15 protein-coding genes are annotated in these 16,951 nt (G+C 68.3%); 3 read left to right on the top strand and 12 right to left on the bottom strand.

Annotated features, from left to right (window positions below):
* Window positions 1-447 precede the first annotated feature (447 nt).
* The gene (locus QH168_RS05420) at window positions 448-2,757 is read left to right on the top strand and encodes a DEAD/DEAH box helicase (RefSeq protein WP_280233330.1); all 2,310 of its coding nucleotides are present in this window, start codon (window positions 448-450) and stop codon (window positions 2,755-2,757) included.
* Window positions 2,758-3,054: 297 nt separating this feature from the next.
* On the opposite strand, the gene QH168_RS05415 is transcribed toward QH168_RS05420, so the two are convergent.
* The 7 genes from QH168_RS05415 to ssd all read right to left on the bottom strand — a co-directional run bounded on the left by QH168_RS05415 (window position 3,055) and on the right by ssd (window position 8,183).
* Window positions 3,055-3,456: an Rv3654c family TadE-like protein gene (locus tag QH168_RS05415; RefSeq protein ID WP_280233329.1), complete on the bottom strand. Its 402-nt coding sequence runs from the start codon at window positions 3,454-3,456 to the stop codon at window positions 3,055-3,057.
* The gene (locus tag QH168_RS05410) at window positions 3,453-3,767 is read right to left on the bottom strand and encodes a TadE family type IV pilus minor pilin (RefSeq protein WP_280233328.1); all 315 of its coding nucleotides are present in this window, start codon (window positions 3,765-3,767) and stop codon (window positions 3,453-3,455) included. The genes QH168_RS05415 and QH168_RS05410 overlap by 4 nt, the downstream gene beginning before the upstream one ends.
* A 53-nt stretch (window positions 3,768-3,820) precedes the next feature.
* A complete protein-coding gene (locus tag QH168_RS05405) occupies window positions 3,821-4,057 on the bottom strand; it encodes a DUF4244 domain-containing protein (RefSeq protein WP_280233415.1) in 237 nt (78 codons plus the stop codon).
* A gap of 102 nt (window positions 4,058-4,159) precedes the next feature.
* The gene (locus QH168_RS05400) at window positions 4,160-4,771 is read right to left on the bottom strand and encodes a type II secretion system F family protein (protein ID WP_280233327.1); all 612 of its coding nucleotides are present in this window, start codon (window positions 4,769-4,771) and stop codon (window positions 4,160-4,162) included.
* 36 nt (window positions 4,772-4,807) lie between these two features.
* Window positions 4,808-5,599 (bottom strand): hypothetical protein, encoded by a 792-nt coding sequence (locus QH168_RS05395; protein WP_280233326.1) that lies wholly within the window; start codon window positions 5,597-5,599, stop codon window positions 4,808-4,810.
* The gene (locus QH168_RS05390) at window positions 5,596-6,783 is read right to left on the bottom strand and encodes a TadA family conjugal transfer-associated ATPase (RefSeq protein ID WP_280233325.1); all 1,188 of its coding nucleotides are present in this window, start codon (window positions 6,781-6,783) and stop codon (window positions 5,596-5,598) included. The genes QH168_RS05395 and QH168_RS05390 overlap by 4 nt, the downstream gene beginning before the upstream one ends.
* A 299-nt stretch (window positions 6,784-7,082) precedes the next feature.
* A complete protein-coding gene (ssd, locus tag QH168_RS05385; protein WP_280233324.1) occupies window positions 7,083-8,183 on the bottom strand; it encodes a septum site-determining protein Ssd in 1,101 nt (366 codons plus the stop codon).
* Window positions 8,184-8,536: 353 nt separating this feature from the next.
* Between ssd and QH168_RS05380 the strand changes: the two genes are divergently transcribed.
* The gene (locus tag QH168_RS05380; RefSeq protein ID WP_432421036.1) at window positions 8,537-9,376 is read left to right on the top strand and encodes an HAD-IB family hydrolase; all 840 of its coding nucleotides are present in this window, start codon (window positions 8,537-8,539) and stop codon (window positions 9,374-9,376) included.
* Window positions 9,377-9,906: 530 nt separating this feature from the next.
* Here QH168_RS05380 and QH168_RS05375 read toward each other — a convergent pair.
* From QH168_RS05375 to QH168_RS05355, 5 genes are read right to left on the bottom strand one after another with little or no spacing between them, the layout of a single operon-like run.
* On the bottom strand, window positions 9,907-10,653 hold the full coding sequence (locus QH168_RS05375; RefSeq protein WP_280233323.1) for an oxidoreductase: 747 nt from the start codon (window positions 10,651-10,653) through the stop codon (window positions 9,907-9,909).
* Between the two features lie 29 nt (window positions 10,654-10,682).
* Entirely contained in the window at window positions 10,683-12,398 is a 1,716-nt protein-coding gene (locus QH168_RS05370) for an ABC transporter ATP-binding protein (RefSeq protein WP_280233322.1), read from the bottom strand.
* Window positions 12,395-13,354: an ABC transporter permease gene (locus QH168_RS05365; RefSeq protein WP_280233321.1), complete on the bottom strand. Its 960-nt coding sequence runs from the start codon at window positions 13,352-13,354 to the stop codon at window positions 12,395-12,397. Before QH168_RS05365 ends, QH168_RS05370 begins: the two co-directional genes overlap by 4 nt.
* 15 nt (window positions 13,355-13,369) lie before the next feature.
* Window positions 13,370-14,296, bottom strand: coding sequence for an ABC transporter permease (locus QH168_RS05360; RefSeq protein ID WP_280233320.1), 927 nt, complete (start codon window positions 14,294-14,296; stop codon window positions 13,370-13,372).
* A 24-nt stretch (window positions 14,297-14,320) separates the two neighbouring features.
* Entirely contained in the window at window positions 14,321-15,934 is a 1,614-nt protein-coding gene (locus QH168_RS05355; protein ID WP_280233318.1) for a peptide ABC transporter substrate-binding protein, read from the bottom strand.
* Between the two features lie 237 nt (window positions 15,935-16,171).
* Here QH168_RS05355 and QH168_RS05350 point away from each other — a divergent pair.
* The coding region (locus tag QH168_RS05350) for an AMP-binding protein (protein ID WP_280233317.1) at window positions 16,172-16,951 on the top strand (780 nt) is incomplete at its 3' end.

Raw genomic sequence — 16,951 nt, 5'->3', positions numbered from 1 at the left:
GGCCCGTTCCGACCGCTGTACTGTTGGTTCCCCCTGCAAGGAAAGCACCAAGCACACCGTTCGCAACATCGATCCTGCCGACGGTTTGGACTTTGGATCCGTCCCTCGAACACAGAAGCTTGCGACCAGGAACCAGTGAACCATGTCTCTGGGCAATTCAACAGCGGAGTTACCGACAATTTGCAAAAAACTTGATCTTGCGAATGCGCAGGTGAGGGACACATTGGGGGAATCCAGACTTCCGGTACGTTTGCCTCTCGATAACCGAGCGAGCATCTGGCTACCAGGCTGTGACCCAGGTCGCTATTGGGTATCGAAATGGCAGGTGACGCTCGCCGGACACACACGTTTCACACTTTCCCGACACGCCGGAGGGCAGAACGCGTGAATCCGGCAGACCGGACGGGCCGCACGGCGGCCGCGAATGGCGAAAGCTACGGGCGATCGTTGCTGAATCGTGTCCAAATCCGCGGGCTCGACGAGGACTCTCGGCTGACCCATGTGGCCGAACTCCCGGCCCGATCCGGCACCCTTACCGATTGGCCCGGATGGGTGCGACCGGAAGTGGTCGCGGCGCTGGGTCGAACCGGCATCACCGCGCCGTGGTCACACCAGATCGCGACAGCGGAAGCGGCGGTGGGTGGGCGGCATGTCGTTGTCGCGACCGGGACCGCCTCCGGGAAGTCGCTGGGATATCAGCTGCCGGTATTGAACGATCTGCTCGACGATCCACGCGCGACGGCCCTCTATATCGCCCCGACCAAGGCCCTCGGCGCCGATCAGCTGCGGGTGGCCGGCGAACTGACCCACGACGGGCCCCTGCGCGATATCCACGCCGCGACCTATGACGGCGATACGCCCGGCGAGATCAGGCAGTGGGTGCGCGCCAACGCTCGATGGATCTTCACCAACCCGGACATGCTGCACGTCGGCCTGTTGCGCTCGCATCGACGCTGGGCACGAGTTCTGCGCAGGTTGCGCTACGTGGTGGTCGACGAATGCCACGCCTACCGGGGCGTCTTCGGTTCGCATGTCGCACTGGTGCTGCGCAGGTTGCGGCGGCTGGCCGCGCACTACGGCGCCGATCCGATCTTCGTGCTGTGTTCGGCCACCACCGCCGATCCGGCCGATGCGGCGTCACGGCTGATCGGTGCGCCGTGCCTCGCGGTGACCGAGGATTGTTCGCCGCGTGGGGCGCGGACCGTCGCGCTGTGGGAGCCGCCGCTGCTGACCGCGGTGACCGGGGAGAACGGTGCGCCGGTGCGCCGGTCCGCGACCTCGGAGGCCGCGCGGATCATGGCCGATCTGGTGGTCGAGGGCGCGCGCACCCTCACCTTCGTCCGATCCCGGCGCGGTGCCGAGGTCGCCGCGATGGAGGCACGTCGACTGCTCGCCGAGGTGGATCCCGCCCTGGTCGAACGGGTCGCCTCCTATCGCGGCGGATATCTGCCGGAGGACCGGCGCGAGCTGGAGGCGGCGATCTCGGACGGGACACTGCTGGCCGCCGCGACCACCAACGCGCTCGAACTCGGCGTCGATATCGCCGGGTTGGACGCCGTGGTGATGTCGGGTTTCCCTGGCACCGTCGCGTCGTTCTGGCAACAGGCCGGGCGAGCGGGCCGCCGAACCCAGGGGTCGCTGGTAGTGCTGGTGGCCAGGGACGATCCGCTCGACACCTACCTGGTCCATCACCCCGAAGCGCTGCTGGACAAGCCGGTCGAGGCCACCATCACCGATCCAGGCAACCCCTATGTGCTCGGCCCACAGCTGCTGTGCGCGGCACTCGAACTACCGCTCACCCAGCGCGAAGCCGATGAACTCGGCGCGGGTCCGGTGCTCACCGACCTCGCCGACCGGGGGCTGATCCGGCGTAGGGAGAACGGCAGCGCCGACACCGCGCGCTGGCATGTCACGGCTGATACCCAGCCGCACGACGCCGTCGATGTACGCGGCGGTATCGGCGCACCCGTGGCGATCGTCGACGGCGAAACCGGCAGGCTGCTCGGTACCGCCGACGCCGGACGCGCGATGGCGACGCTGCACGCGGGCGCGGTGCACCTGCATCAGGGTGAGACGTATCTGGTGGACGAACTCGACCTCGACGCAGGTGTCGCCTTCGTCCATCCCGGCGATCCGGGGTGGACGACCAGCGCGCGCCGAACCACCTCCATCACCGTGGACGCGATCATCGAGCAGCGCGTGTACGGCGATGTCACCACGGCATCGGCCCTGGTGAACGTCACGAGCCAGGTGGTCGGATACCTACGCACGCTGCTCACCGGCGAGGTGCTCGACCTGGTCGAACTCGATCTGCCCCCGCAGACCCTGCCGACCAAGGCCGTGCTGTACACCGTGACGCCGGAGCTGCTGGCCCGAGCGGGCATCGCCGCTCCGCGGATCCCCGGCGCACTCCACGCCGCCGAGCACGCCGCCATCGGGCTGCTGCCGCTGGTGGCGACCTGCGACCGCTGGGACATCGGCGGCGTATCCATTGCCGAGCACCCGGACACCGGCCTGCCCACCGTGTTCGTCTACGACGGTCAGCCCGGTGGGTCGGGCTTCGCCGAGCGCGGTTTCGCCCAGCTGGATCGCTGGTTGTCGGCGACGCTGGCCACCATCGACTCGTGCATGTGCACGGCGGGCTGCCCGTCCTGCGTGCAGTCGCCCAAGTGCGGTAATGGCAACAGTCCGCTGGACAAGGCGGGTGCGGCCCGGCTGCTGACCGCGGTGCTGGCCGAGCTGCGAACGGTCCGGTGACGGCGGCCCACCCGAACGGTGATGCTGCCGCGCCCGGCGCGTGACCGTCCGGTCATCTCCGGCGGTGGTGGCGGGCGCGAAACCCGGGCGTCCACCGCAAACCCGCGCTCACCAGGTCTGTCCGATTAAAAAGGATCGTTCTCATGTTAACTGATGCATAGCCATGACCTCTCATGTATCCATATGCGGATCTATTCATCGCTTTTCCGCACCGGCCCGGAGAATTAACAGTCGGGTCTTATCAATTCGCGCCGAAGAAATGGAAATACTGGCCGTTAACAAATGGCAGAGGTGTCGTCATACCCCTTCTTCCACCGGTCCCGCACGTGCCATCGCACGTACTGTTCGGTCGCCCAGGAGACCCATTGGTACTTTTCCCTCGACGGTTACCACCACATCCCACTCGGCCACCTCGCACTTCTGAATCGTCATACGCATCCGGCGCACGATCTCACCCCCTTCCGCACATGCGTCCGCCGCCCCGTATACCAATGCACCCGCCGCGGCCAATGCCGCCAGATCGGCCGCCGCTTGCGCGCGATGTCGAGCGACGACACCCGCCCCGACCTGCCCCACCAGAACCGTCGAGCCGAGCAGGGCGGCCAGAGCCAAGGCGGCGAATACGGTCGCACCGCCGGCCTCGCCTCGCGCCCGCCGAATCCCCGCCTCGATCTCCCGCGCTCCATCGAATGCGGTCACAGCTGCGCTCCCGGTTCTGGAGCAGCGACGGCTTCGGCATGTAGTTCCAGCAGTGGGAGCAGTGGCGTCGTCGCCTGCACGGTGGCCAGGATGCGTGGCCCGTCGCGACGGACGGTGATCTGGGCGCCGGGCGGAGCGACGGCGCGGGCGGCCGGGATCGCGTTGGCCTCGTCGCCTCGGGCCGTGAGCCGGGCGGCCTCGCGGGCGGCGTCGACACAACGGATCTGGGTCGACGCCGCGAGGAGGGCGCCGATACACAGGACGACGGCGACGACGATCGCCGCAAGCGCAATCGCCGCCTCGACCGTCACCGCGCCGCGGTCGTCACCGAGTACCCGTGTACCGCAACGGTGCCCCCGATCGGTCAGACATTCGTGTTCAGCGCACGATCGATGATCTTCGTCAGCGCGTCGACGATGCTGTCGCCCGTCACCACCGCGTACAGGACCGCACCGAAGGCCGCGGCGGCGATCGTGCCGATGGCGTACTCGGCCGTACTCATACCGTGGTCGTCGATCATCAGGCGATGGAGCCGAGTCCGCGCCTCTGTATATATGGAGCGCGCTCGATCGATCTGCCTGGAGCACACTCCGTGGAGCATGCTCGGCGCCGAGATGCCGATTCGCATCTGATTCCCCTCTCCTGTGAGCCCGTGCGGCGAGTCCGCGCGGGAACGTTTCCGGTACCGAGCCCGCAGGTGTGTTCACAGCAGCCCGCCACCGAGAACTCGACCGGCCAGGCCGATGATCACCGGCACGATGCCGAGGCAGATGAACGCGGGCAGGAAGCACAGCCCGAGCGGGCCGCCGATCAACACACCGGCACGTTCGGCTCGCGCGGCCGCGGCGTCCTCCACCGCCGCACGGCGTTGCCCGGCGAGTTCGCCCACCGCCACCGCGAGCGAGGAACCCGACCGCGCCGACCGTCGGGCCAGCCGCGCCAGCGCTTCGATCTCCCCGGACGCCTCGGTGGACTCCTCGGCCGCGCGCTCCCACGCGGTCGCCGGATCGGCACCGAGGGCCAGCAGATCGGCGGCCCGACGCAGCGGTTCGGCCAGCACGGGCGGTGCGCCGGGAACGACCGCGTACACCGCCGCGGCGATCGGCTGACCCGCACGTAGACAGGCGGCCAACAGATCGAACACCGATGCGGCCGCCAACGGGTCGACTCGCCGCCCACGCCGAGAGTTCGGACGCCACCGCTTCGCACCCCGCTGTTCGGCGGGATTCAACCGACGGGTGACGACCAGCCGTCCCGGTAGCAGCAGCACCGCGACAGCAAGCAGCACCGCTGCGATTCCGGCTGGCGATCCCATGGCCGACCTCCTGTTTCCTCGCGACATCCGGCCGGTTCACAGCAGCACCCTGCGAGTGATCTCGTCCGACCACAGCAGTCCGGCACAGGCCAGTGCGGTGCCGAGCGGGAGCAGTAAGGCACCCGCGGGTTCCGCGAACAGCACGTGCAATGGCGCTGCGCCCATGAGCTGGCCGAGGCCGACACCGAGCAGCGGCAATCCGGCAAGTACCGTCGCCGTCGCACGCGCACCGGCGAGGGCGGCGGTCGTACGGCCGCGAAAACGGATGCGGCCGATCAGATCGGTGCGGGCGGCGTCGAGCAGCTCCGCGAGGGCGAGACCGTGATGTTCGGCGACCCGCCATGCATCGGCGACGCGGTTCAGCTCCCCCGCGATCACCGAATCCGGCCTGCTCAACCCGTCGGCACCGGACCCGCCGAGTCGGCCGCGCGCCGCGCCGACCGCGAAGGCCTGCGCCGCAATGCCTTTGGCATCACGAGCGGCCGCGTCGGCGGCGGCGCTCGGGTGCGCGCCCACCCGGAGCTCACCGATGACGGATTCGAGGGCGTCGAGCAGATATCCACATTCGGTGACGTGGCGCCGGTCGCGCCCACTGCGCCGCCCGCGGAACACGACCGTCGCCGCGAGCATCACAGCCGCCGTCAGCGGGCCGATACCGAGAATGAGCGCGCACGCGCACGCGAGGACAGCGCCCACCCGAAAGACAATGTCCCGATGTGACTTACGCGCCACCACGACGGCACCGAACAGTGCGCCGAACCGCCGCCTCGATACCGCCATCGGTGCCGCCAGCAGCGCGAGCACGAGACAGACCAGTGCGCCGATCATCGACCGAGCCGTTCATCCAACAAACGAGCCAGTTCCGCCCAGGCGGGGACAGGTGCGTCGTCGGCACGCCAGGCCGCGGCAATGCGGACGTGACCGGTGTCATCGCGGCGAACCAGACCGATCTCCTGGAGACCGCGGGTACCGTCGGCGCGGCGGTGGACGTGCAGAATCACCTGCACGGCGGCGGCAAGTTGACTGTGCAGGGCCGCTCGGTCCATACCGCCGAGGGCGGCGAGCGCCTCCAACCTGGCCGGGACCTCGCCCGGCGAGTTGGCGTGTACGGTGCCGGCTCCCCCGTCGTGGCCGGTATTGAGAGCGGTGAGCAGATCGACGACTTCGGCGCCGCGCACCTCACCGACCACGATCCGGTCGGGCCGCATCCGCAGGGCCTGCCGGACCAGCTCACGCACCGTCACCTGACCGACACCTTCGACATTGGCTGTGCGGGCGACGAGCCGGACCACATGCGGATGCGGTGGTGCGAGTTCGGCCGCGTCCTCCACACAGATGATGCGTTCGGCGGGAGCAACGGTGGCCAGCAACCCGGACAGCAGGGTCGTTTTTCCCGCACCGGTGCCGCCGACGACCAGGAACGCGAGCCGTGCGGCGACGATGCGTTCCAGCAGTTCTTTGGCGGGACCGGGGACCGCACCCATCGCGGCCAGTGCGTCCAGACCCTGAGTCGCCGGGCGCAGCACCCGAAGTGACAGACAGGTGCCGCCGTGCGCCACCGGAGCAAGGACGGCGTGCAAGCGCACACCGAACGAGGCACCGAGCACCGCACCCCGGCCGGGCAGTGTGCCATCCACCCAGGGCTGCGCGTCGTCGAGCCGTCGCCCCGCTGCCGAGGCCAGACGCTGGGCCAGCCGACGCACGGCGGCCTCGTCGGCGAAGGTGATCGAGGTCTTCTCCAGCCCGTGACCACGGTCGATCCACACCTCGTCGGGTGCGGTGACCAGTACGTCGGCCACCTTGGCGTCGTGCAATAGCGGTTCGAGCACGCCGGCGCCGGTCAGCTCGGTCTGCAACAGCCGCAGCGCTCGCAACAGATCGGTATCACCGAGCACGCCGCCCGCTTCCACCCGGATCGCGGCGGCCACCTCGGCCGGATCAGGATCGCTCGCCGCACCCGCCAACCGCTCCCGCACCCGGTCCAGCAGCTCTGCTGTCACCAGCCCCACCATCGCCCCTCCTTCGACCATCCGTTTCGAATCACCCAATCCCCCTCCAGCTCTCGGTACGGAGGTGCTCTGCGCCGATGGCACGCCCTTCCGGCACCTACCCATCCGCCCCCACGTCGCGGTCCACTCGCACGGGCCGCGAACCCGGCGTCCGCCATATCGACGTCCCACCCCAGCTCGACGGCTACGGACATCGAGCAAACCCGTCGACGGCCACCAACCATGCGACCGTAGCGGCTACGACACGTCACCGATGATCGCCCCCACGCCAGCAGATCGACCGGAAGTGCCTGCTCCACAACTCATCTCACGACCTCCCCTGGCTCTCCCAGCACCAGCAGAACCGCATCGGCGGCCTCACGTAGCGGACCGCGCCCGACGGACAGCCCGCCGCGTTCCAGCCGCGCCGGAAGTCCCGGCTGCGCTCGGACGGCTGCCAGCAGCGGCAGATCGAGGACTTCGGCGATTTCCGGGCCGCGGAGACCACCGGGCGCCGGACCACGAACGACCAGTCCGCGGTTGGGGTTTCGTCTACCGATATGAGCGGATACCGCTTCGGCGGCCGCGACGGCGCGCAAACCCGCGGTGACCACGAGGACGACGAGATCGGCCGCGTCGAGCATCTGATCGGCCTGCGGACCGCGTTCGGTGGAGACATCGCAGACCACGAGATCTCCTGCGCCACGGCCTGCTTCGATCACCGCGTGCATACCACCGCCACCGATCGCGGGGCGCGAACCCACGCCGCGTCCGCAGGACAGGACCGCGAGCCCTGGTGCGGCCGCCGGTAGCGCGCTGTGCAGCGCGGCGGCCGAGACGCGGCCGTCTTCGATGATGAGATCGGGCCAACGCAGGCCCGGCGCCTTCTCGATGCCGAGCAGCAGGTCGAGGCCGCCGCCGAGCGGTGCGCCGTCGACCAGCAGGGTGTGTGGGCGAAAGGCAGCGTGGGCTGAGCGCACAGCAATGGCCGCCGCCAGTACCGAGGCACCCGCTCCGCCGCAGGCGCCGGTGACGGCCACCACGACGCCGCCACCGGTGCGGTGTTCGCCACGTTCGGCGAAGGTTTCGATGAGACCGACGGCCGCGCCCGGCAGCGCGATGACGCGTTCGGCGCCGATCGCGGCGGCGGCCTGCCAGTCGAGTAGGCCGGGCTCGCCGTCGGTGACGGTGACGACCCCGGTGCGGCGTAGATATCCGGCCTCCGCACACGCCACCGCGGCGGCGGTGTCGAGTATCACCAGCGGTGCGCTCGCCCAGGCATGGCGGCCGAGCGGCATATCGCGTTCTTCCACCTGCCGTTCGGCGGCCGCCGCGACGCGCCGGACTTCGTCGCGTAGGCCTGGTTCACGAATGATCGCCAGCGCGGGTGCGGCTGGTGGCCGTTCGGTCGCTTCGAGGTCCATGCAGGTCAGCGTCGCCGAGTTCGGCGGTGTGCGACAGACCCGATCCGCCGATTGTGGATAACTCGCCTGCTGTGGACAACTTCGATGAACAGCTGGTCAGCGCCGTACTCGGCGCGGTGAAACCGACCTGTCCCGAAATAGAGGACGGCCCCAGCCGGGGGGGGAGGAGGCTGGGGCCGTCGGGTTCAGCCCCGGGGGGTCGGGCTGAACGCGCCTGGAACATGTCCAGGTGCCAGCAATACTACACCCAAGGTGCGGCGAAAGCGCAAGTCCAATGTTGAAGAAGTTTCGCGGACCGGATTCGGCCCCCACGGGCTCGTGGCGCCGGGCGCGACAGCGCATATCCTTGACCCGTGACGGGCAACGGCGAGCAGCCAGGACATCCGCACGACGGCGCCGAGCGGGCCGGTCGCGTGGCAGCATTCTTCGACCTCGACAAGACCGTGATCGCGAAGTCGAGCACCTATGTGTTCAGCAAACCGTTCTTCGCTCAGGGCCTGTTGAACCGGCGCGCGGTGCTGGAGAGCAGCTACGCGCATTTCATGTTCCTGCTCTCCGGTGCCGATCACGATCAGATGGAGCGCATGCGCGCCCATCTGACCAGCATGTGCGCCGGCTGGGATGTCGAACAGGTGAAATCCATTGTGGCCGAGACGCTGCACGAGTTGGTCGATCCGCTCGTCTACGCCGAGGCGGCCGATCTGATCGCCGATCACAAGATCCGCGGGCACGATGTGGTGATCGTCTCGGCCTCCGGCGAGGAGATCGTCGCGCCCATCGCCGAAGCGCTCGGCGCCGACCACACCGCGGCCACCAGGATGGTCGTCGAGGACGGGAAGTACACCGGCGAGGTCGAGTTCTACTGTTACGGCGAGGGCAAGGTCGCCGCGATCGAAAAGCTTTCGTCCGCCGAGGGTTACGACCTGTCGCGGTGCTACGCGTATTCGGATTCGATCACCGATCTGCCGATGCTCGCCGCGATCGGACATCCGACGGCGGTGAATCCCGATCGCGCGCTGCGCCGCGAGGCCGTCGCCCGGAGCTGGCCGGTGCTCACCTTCTCCAACCCGGTGTCGCTGTGGTCCCGGTTCCAGGCCCCGTCCTCGACCACTATGGCTGCCACGGCCGCGGTGGGTTTGAGCGCCGTGGTGGCGGGCGCGATCAGCTATCGGCTGCTGCGCCGACGCGACTGACGAGGACCGCCGATCGCGGATGCGCCGGGGGGGTTTCGGCGACCGTGCGCCAGGCATTGGCCGGTACGGTCGTACAAGATCGCGAAGTGTGCCGCGACCTGGGATTTAAACACGAAATACCGGAAGACACGCCGATAATTCGATGTTTTCCGACCCCTTGCTGTGAGTGCGATCACAGTGTAGAAATGAAGGCACGGAAGGACGGAAGGCCAGGACGGAGTCGGAAGAGAAGGCTCAGCCCCCCATCCCACCCTTCCCAGCACGGACGCCAGGCACCCACGCGGAGCGCGCCGCGACAAGGGCAAAAGCGTTGTGGGCCTGCGACATTCGAGCTGCCGACGGCGAGCGCCTCGCATAATTGCGGGGATGAGCCGCGGTGGATTCGGATCAATCGCCGAGGCCGAAGAACACAACCCACTCAGCACGCTTGGTAACCAGGTGATCCGTGCTCGCGGGCGGTGAGGTCGGTGACGACAACGCCGCCCGCTTCGATATGTCCACCCGGTCCCTACATCCCCTAGAAGCTCCCCTCAAGCAGAGGCGGCGTCGGCGATCGACGTCGCCTCTCGCGCGCCGTCCTCCAGCGCGCCGCAGCACAGGATCACCCAGCCGCCGACTGCCTCGGCCGTCCCCGATCCGAACGCCGCCGCGCCATCGAGGTAGGCCTGCCGCCTGCGCAGCCAGAACACCTCGGGCACACCGAGGCTGTGCGGGTCCAGCCCACTCGACACCGCGACCAACCGCGACGCGGCCCGCGCGACGATCCCGTCGGCCGTACCGAACGGCCGCAGCGTCAACAGCTCACCGTGTACCACCGCGGCGATCACCGGTGCGGGCGCCGACGATCCGAGCACGGTCTGCGCGAGTAGATCCAACCGCTGCGCCACCCCGCCGTCGCTGCGCGGCCTGCCGAGTTCGGCCTCATCGGCGACCAGGTCGGCCGCGGCCAGCAGGTGCAGCCGGGCCAGCGCCTGCAAGGGCGCCCGTTGCCAGGTACCGACCAGATTTCGCAGCGCATCGCCGTCGAGAGCCTGCCCCACCCGCAGCGATCCCGCCAGGATCGGATCGGTGACGTTGCCGTCGGCGGGCAGCTCCACACTGCCGCCGTCGATCGCCGCCGACGACCGAGCGGCGCGCACCGCGGCCTCGGCCGCGGTGGTCGGCCAGCCGCGACGGTTGCTCTTGTGCCGATGGACCGCGGCGAGCGCATCGCGGGCCTTGTCGGCGGCATCGCGCACACCGGGCAGATCGACGAGGGGTTGCAGCGGATCGGTCACGGCATACGAGGCTACTGCCGCCGCACCGGTCAGCCGATCAGCAGGTCCCGGCCGGGGATGGCGTCGAGCAGCCTGCGGGTGTAGTCCTCGCGCGGATCGCCGAAGACGGCGTCGGTGGTCGCGGCTTCGACCACCCGGCCGGCCCGCATGACCACGACCTCGTCGGCGATCTGACGCACCACGGCCAGATCGTGGGTGATGAACAGGTACGACAGCCCGAGCTCGGCCTGGAGATCGTTGAGCAGATCCAGGATCTGCGCCTGGACCAGCACGTCCAGCGCCGAGACGGCCTCATCGCAGACCACGAGCTCCGGTTCGAGGGTGAGTGCGCGAGCGATCGCGACGCGTTGACGCTGACCACCGGACAGCTCGTTCGGATAACGCGAGAGCACCTGCGCGGGCAACGCCACCTTGTCGAGCAGATCGCGGACCCTGGCATCGCGTTCGGCGCGGTTGCCGATGCCGTGGGTGCGCAACGGTTCGGTGAGGGTGCGGTGGATCGAGTACATGGGGTCGAGCGAGCCGTAAGGGTTCTGGAAGATCGGCTGGACCCGGCGCCGGAACCTGAGCGCGGATGTGCGGCTCAGGCGCGCGACGTCCGCACCGTCGAAGGTCACCGTCCCCGAAGACGGCTCGAGCAGCCCGAGCACCATCTGCGCGACCGTGGATTTTCCCGACCCCGATTCGCCGACGATCGCGGTGGTGGTGCCGCGCCGCATCCGGAAGGTGACCTCGTCCGCGGCCAGCAGTTCGGTCGATTTCCACGGCACCGATCCGCGGACCCGATAACGCTTGGTGAGCCGATCGACGACCAGGATCTCCTCGGCCGCGGTCGGATCCACGGCCGTCTCGACGGTATCGGTGTCCTCGGCGACCTCGATCGCCTGCCGCCGCACCCGGGCGCGCGTCGCGCCCACCGAGTCTCGTCCGGCGGCCAGCGAGGGCGCCGAATCGACGAGGCGCCTGGTGTACTCGTGTTGTGGATCGCGCAGGATCTCCAGCGCAGGACCCGACTCCACGACCCGCCCGCGATACATCACCACCAGATGTTCGGCCCGCTCGGCCGCCACCCCGAGATCGTGGGTGATCAGCAGCATCGCGGTGCCGAGCCGGGCGGTGCGGTCGTCGATGTGGTCGAGGATCTGCCGCTGCACGGTGACGTCGAGCGCAGAGGTCGGCTCATCGGCGATGAGCAGATCCGGGCGGCCGGACAGACCGATGGCGATCAACGCGCGCTGACGCAGACCACCGGACAGCTCATGCGGATACTGGTTCATCCGGTGCTCGGGGTCCGGGATTCCCGCCTCGCGCAGTAGTTCGACGGCACGCTCGCGCGCCGCACGGCCGCGCGCGATCCCGTTGGCCTCCAGGGTTTCACGGATCTGGAAGCCGATCTTCCACACCGGGTTCAGATTCGACATCGGGTCCTGTGGCACGAACCCGATGCCATTGCCGCGCACCGCGATCAGCTCGGATTCCGAGGCATTCGCCAGGTCGCGGCCGCCGAAGCGGATCCGGCCGGACACCACCCGGCCGCCGCTGGGGAGCAGCCCGATCACCGCGTGCGCGGTGGTCGATTTACCGGAACCGGATTCGCCGACGACCGCCACGGTCTGGCCGGGATAGACCGTCAGGTCGACTCCGCGCACGGCGTCTACCCGGTCGTCACCGGAACCGAACGCCACACGCAGATCACGAATCTCCAGCAGCGGTGTCAGCGCGCCGGTCTCGGGTTCGCCGCTCACGCTCGCCTCCTGCGCGATTTCGGATCGAGGGCGTCGCTGAGCGCGTCGCCGAGCATGATGAAGCTGAGGACGGTCACCGCGAGCGCCGTCGCCGGATAGAACAGGATGAGCGAGCCGCCGCGCAGCTGCTGCTGGCCGGTCGCGATATCGGCGCCCCAGGACACTTCGGTCGGCGGTAACCCGACGCCGAGGAACGACAGGGTGGCCTCGGTGACGATGAAGACACCGAGCCAGATGGTGGTCACCACGATCACCGGGCCCAGCGAGTTCGGCAGTACATGGCGCAGCAGGATCCGCAACCGTGACACCCCCAATGCCCTTGCCGCCAGCACATATTCGCTGTTCTTCGCCGCGATCACGGCACCACGCGCGATCCGCGCCACCTGCGGCCAGGTGAACCCGGCCAGGATGACGATCACCAGCCAGATCGTCCGATGCTGCGACAGCTGCATGACGACGATGGCGGCCAGCATCAGCGGAATCGCGTACACGATCTCCGAGATCCGGGAGATGATCGAATCGAGCGGCCCACCGTAGAAACCGGCCAGCGCGCCGAGCGTCGCGCCGATCGATACGAACAGCAGCGATGCGCCAACTCCGGTCAGCACCGATGCCCGCGCCCCGTAGACGGTGCGCGCGTAGATGTCGCAGCCCTGGAGATCGAAGCCGAACCAATGCTGTGAGCTGGGTGGCAGCAGGCTGTTGTCGACCACGCAGTAGCGCGGGTCCTGATCGGTGAACAGCCCGGGAAACATTGCGAGCAGCACTACCAGCACGATCAGCGCGACCGCGCCGAGGAACAGCGGATTGCGCCGCAACCCCTGCCACGCCTCGCCCCAGAATCCGCGCGGCGTCCCTGCGACGCGCACTCGGTCCACCGCATCGACCTCGACCGCGTCGGCCGGCGCCACCCAGCGCTGCTGCCCCGGCCGCACTGGGGAACCCTCATCGGACATGCGCACACTCCCTTCTCACGCGTAGCGGATCCGCGGATCGAGGGCCGCGTACAGCAGATCGACGATCAGGTTGGCGAGCAGGAACACCACGATCAGCACGGTCACGAAGGAGACGACGGTAGGCGCCTCACCACGGACGACCGCCTGGTAGAGCGTGCCGCCGACGCCGGGGATATTGAAGATGCCCTCGGTCACGATGGCACCACCCATCAGCGCACCGAGATCGGCCCCGATGAAGGTGACCACCGGGATCAGCGAATTGCGCAGGATGTGGACGCCGACGACGCGGCGGCGCGGCAGGCCTTTGGCGGTGGCTGTGCGCACATAGTCGGCATCCCGGTTCTCGGCCACCGAACTGCGGGTCAGGCGCAGGACGTAGGCGAACGACAGCGCGCCGAGCACCATCGCGGGCACGATCAGCCGGGCGAAACTGGCGTCCGCACCGACCGTCACCGGCGCTATCCCCCATTCGATCCCGAACAGGTACTGCGCGAGGAAGGCGAGTACGAATACCGGCACCGCGATGACGATCAGGCTCGCCACCAGCATCGTCGAATCGAACAGCCTGCCCTTGCGTAACCCGGCGATGACACCGAAGAACACACCGAACACCGTCTCGAACAACACCGCGAGCAGCGCGAGCCGGAAGGTGATCGGGAAGGCGCGCGCGAGTTCCTCGCTGACCGGGCGGCCGGAGTAGGAGGTGCCGAGATCGAAGGTGAAGATGCCCTTCAGGTAGTACAGGTACTGCACGATGAACGGCTGGTCGAGGTGGTAGCGGGCCTGCAATTGGGCTTCCAGCGCCGGCGTCAGCGTGCGGTCACCGGCGAGCGCGGCCACCGATCCACCCGAGACCTTGTAGATCAGAAAGTAGATGAGCAGGGTGGCGCCGAAGAACACCGGAATCATCTGCAACAGCCGCCGCACGATGTACCAGGCCATGGGCTCTCCTCACTGTCCGGCGGCTCAGCGCAGTTCGATGTTCTCGAAGTCCGCCAGACCGTTCCAGGCGAAGGTGACATTGCGGACGCGCTCGGAGTACCCGGCGGAGTTCACATAGTCGAAGACGGGAATGGTGGGCAGATCGCGCAGCAGCACCTGCTGGGCCTGCCCGACCAGCTGCCAGGACTGTTCCTCGGTCGGCGCCGCCTCGGCCGCGGCGATCAGGGCGTCGAATTCGGGGTTGTCGTAATCGAAGTCGTTGGTGGCCGAGTTGCTCAGGAAGCCCGGCTCGAGGAATTGCAGCATGGTCGGATAGTCGCCCTGCCAGCCGGACCGGAAGGCCTTACCGATGGTGTGCGAGGTGATCTGATCACGCAGCTGTTTGAAGGTGGGGTAGGCGGCGCCGACAGCCTCGATACCGAGGGTGTTCTTGATGCTGTTGGCGACCGCGTCGACCCAGGACTGATGGCCGCCGTCGGCGTTGTAGGCGATCTCGAAACGCCCGCTCCACGGCGAGATCTCATCGGCCTGCGCCCACAGCCTTCTGGCCTCGTCGGGGTTGTAGTCGAGGACTTCGGAACCGGGCAGATCCGGGTTGTAGCCCGGCAGCACGCGGGAGGTGTAGTCGCGGGCCGGTACCCGGGTGCCGCGGAAGATCTTGTCGCCGATGCGGTCGCGCTGGATCGCCATCGAGATGGCGTATCGGCGTAGCCTGCCCTCCTCGCCGTCGAAATGCGGCAGACCGGGCTGGGTGCCGATCCACTGGTTCTGCGCGGTCGGCGCGGATACGGCACGCTCGCCCAGATCGTCGTCCACGACGGTCAAGGCGCTGGCCGGGACGGTATCGAGCACATCGAGGTTACCGGCGAGCAGATCCGAGTAGGCGGCATCGTAGTTGGAGTAGAACACGAAGGTCAGGCCCTTGTTGCGGGCCGGACGCTCGCCGCGGTAGGTCTCGTTGGGCACCAGGTCGAGCTTCACATCGTGCTGCCAGGCGTCACCGTCGGCGAACCGGTACGGCCCGTTGCCGACGGGCCGCTGACCGAATGCGGCCATATCCTCGAACGCCACCTCCGGCAGCGGATAGAACGGCGCGTACGCCAGCCGGGTGCGGAAGTCGATGGTCGGTGCCTTCAGATCGACGGTGAACGTGAGGTCGTCGAGCACCCGCAGACCCGACATCGTCTGCGCGCGTGGCGGATCGGCCTGTACATCATCGAAGCCGATGATCGGTTCGTAGGTGTAGCTCTGCAACTGCGCGTTGGTGATGAGGGCGCCGAAATTCCAGGCGTCGACGAATGAGTGCGCGGTGACCGGTGAGCCGTCGGTGAAGGTCCAGCCCGGTTTCAGGCGGATCAGATAGTGCTGCTGATCGGTGGTCTCGATGGATTGGGCAACCTCGTCGTGCAGGCCGCCCGCGGCGTCGATCCGGCGCAATCCGGCAAAGAGCCGGTCGACGACGCGGCCGCCGCCGTTCTCATTGGTGTTCGAGGGGATCAGCGGATTCTGCGGTTCGGAGCCGTTGACCGCGATGGATTCGCCGAGCGCCGGAGTGAGGGAGCAGCCGGGCAGACTCGCGGCACACAGCAGGGCAAGCAGCAGTGCCGCGAGCCAGGAACGAATCCGCGTACGCCGCATGTGCACCCCCGAATCATCGTCGTCGCCCGAACGCCGCGGCAGGCGAAGGCCGGGTCCGGCAGCACCGATCAGGAGCCGACGATATCCACCGGAGCACCGGTTTGTCAGTCGACCGCGCGGAAATCGTGTCCGCGGTATCCCCCGACCACCAGATGGAGACAGTCGCAGCGGCGTGGGTCACAGTTGACTACTGTCGAAAACGGCCGCATGCGCAGGTGATGTGAAGGAAGTGACGAGATGACCGAAACCACCGCCGATCACCAGGACTCGTACCCGCCGAGCGCGGCATTCGCCGCCGCCGCGAACGCCGACGCCGAGATCTACCGGCGCGCCGAAGCCGACCGCGAGGGGTTCTGGGCCGAGCAGGCCCGCCGTCTGCACTGGCACGAGCCGTGGTCCCAGGTGCTGGACTGGTCGGACGCGCCGGTCGCCCGCTGGTTCGTCGACGGCAAGCTCAATGTGGCCTACAACTGCGTCGACCGGCACGTCCTCGACGGCCACGGCGACCAGGTCGCCATCCACTGGGAAGGCGAACCCGGCGACTCCCGCGCCATCACCTACCGCGAACTCCTCGCCGAGGTGAGCCGCGCGGCCAACTACTTCACCGAACTCGGCCTCGAAGCCGGTGACCGGGTCGCCATCTATATGCCGATGGTGCCGGAAGCCATCGTGGCGATGCTCGCCTGCGCCCGGCTCGGGCTCACCCATTCGGTGGTGTTCGCCGGATTCTCCCCGTCCGCACTGCGGCAGCGGGTCGACGACGCGCGCGCCCGGCTGGTCATCACCACCGACGGACAGTGGCGCCGCGGTAAGCCCGCCCCGCTGAAGGAGGCCGTGGACGAGGCGCTCTACGCCCACGGCGATGTGCCGCACAGCGTCGAGCATGTGCTGGTGGTGCGCCGCACCAACACCGAAGTCCCCTGGACCGAGGGCCGCGACCTGTGGTGGCACGACACCATCACCAACGCCTCCCCCGAACACCACCCCCAACCCTTCGACACCGAACACCCCCTCTTC

It is taken from the genome of Nocardia cyriacigeorgica (assembly GCF_029868385.1).
In the GTDB taxonomy this organism is placed as follows: Bacteria; Actinomycetota; Actinomycetes; order Mycobacteriales; family Mycobacteriaceae; genus Nocardia; species Nocardia cyriacigeorgica_F.
Note: the sequence above shows the minus strand (reverse complement) of the source record. Positions and strands in the feature narration are given on the sequence as shown.

What these genes read in the sequence shown, in the direction of transcription:
- QH168_RS05365 (WP_280233321.1), bottom strand. Translation starts at nt 13,354, where the DNA reads ATGTCCGATGAGGGTTCCCCAGTGCGGCCGGGGCAGCAGCGCTGGGTG.
- ssd (WP_280233324.1), bottom strand. Translation starts at nt 8,183, where the DNA reads ATGGACCTCGAAGCGACCGAACGGCCACCAGCCGCACCCGCGCTGGCG.
- QH168_RS05360 (WP_280233320.1), bottom strand. Translation starts at nt 14,296, where the DNA reads ATGGCCTGGTACATCGTGCGGCGGCTGTTGCAGATGATTCCGGTGTTC.
- QH168_RS05355 (WP_280233318.1), bottom strand. Translation starts at nt 15,934, where the DNA reads ATGCGGCGTACGCGGATTCGTTCCTGGCTCGCGGCACTGCTGCTTGCC.
- QH168_RS05400 (WP_280233327.1), bottom strand. Translation starts at nt 4,771, where the DNA reads ATGGGATCGCCAGCCGGAATCGCAGCGGTGCTGCTTGCTGTCGCGGTG.
- QH168_RS05405 (WP_280233415.1), bottom strand. Translation starts at nt 4,057, where the DNA reads ATGCTCCACGGAGTGTGCTCCAGGCAGATCGATCGAGCGCGCTCCATA.
- QH168_RS05395 (WP_280233326.1), bottom strand. Translation starts at nt 5,599, where the DNA reads ATGATCGGCGCACTGGTCTGTCTCGTGCTCGCGCTGCTGGCGGCACCG.
- QH168_RS05390 (WP_280233325.1), bottom strand. Translation starts at nt 6,783, where the DNA reads ATGGTGGGGCTGGTGACAGCAGAGCTGCTGGACCGGGTGCGGGAGCGG.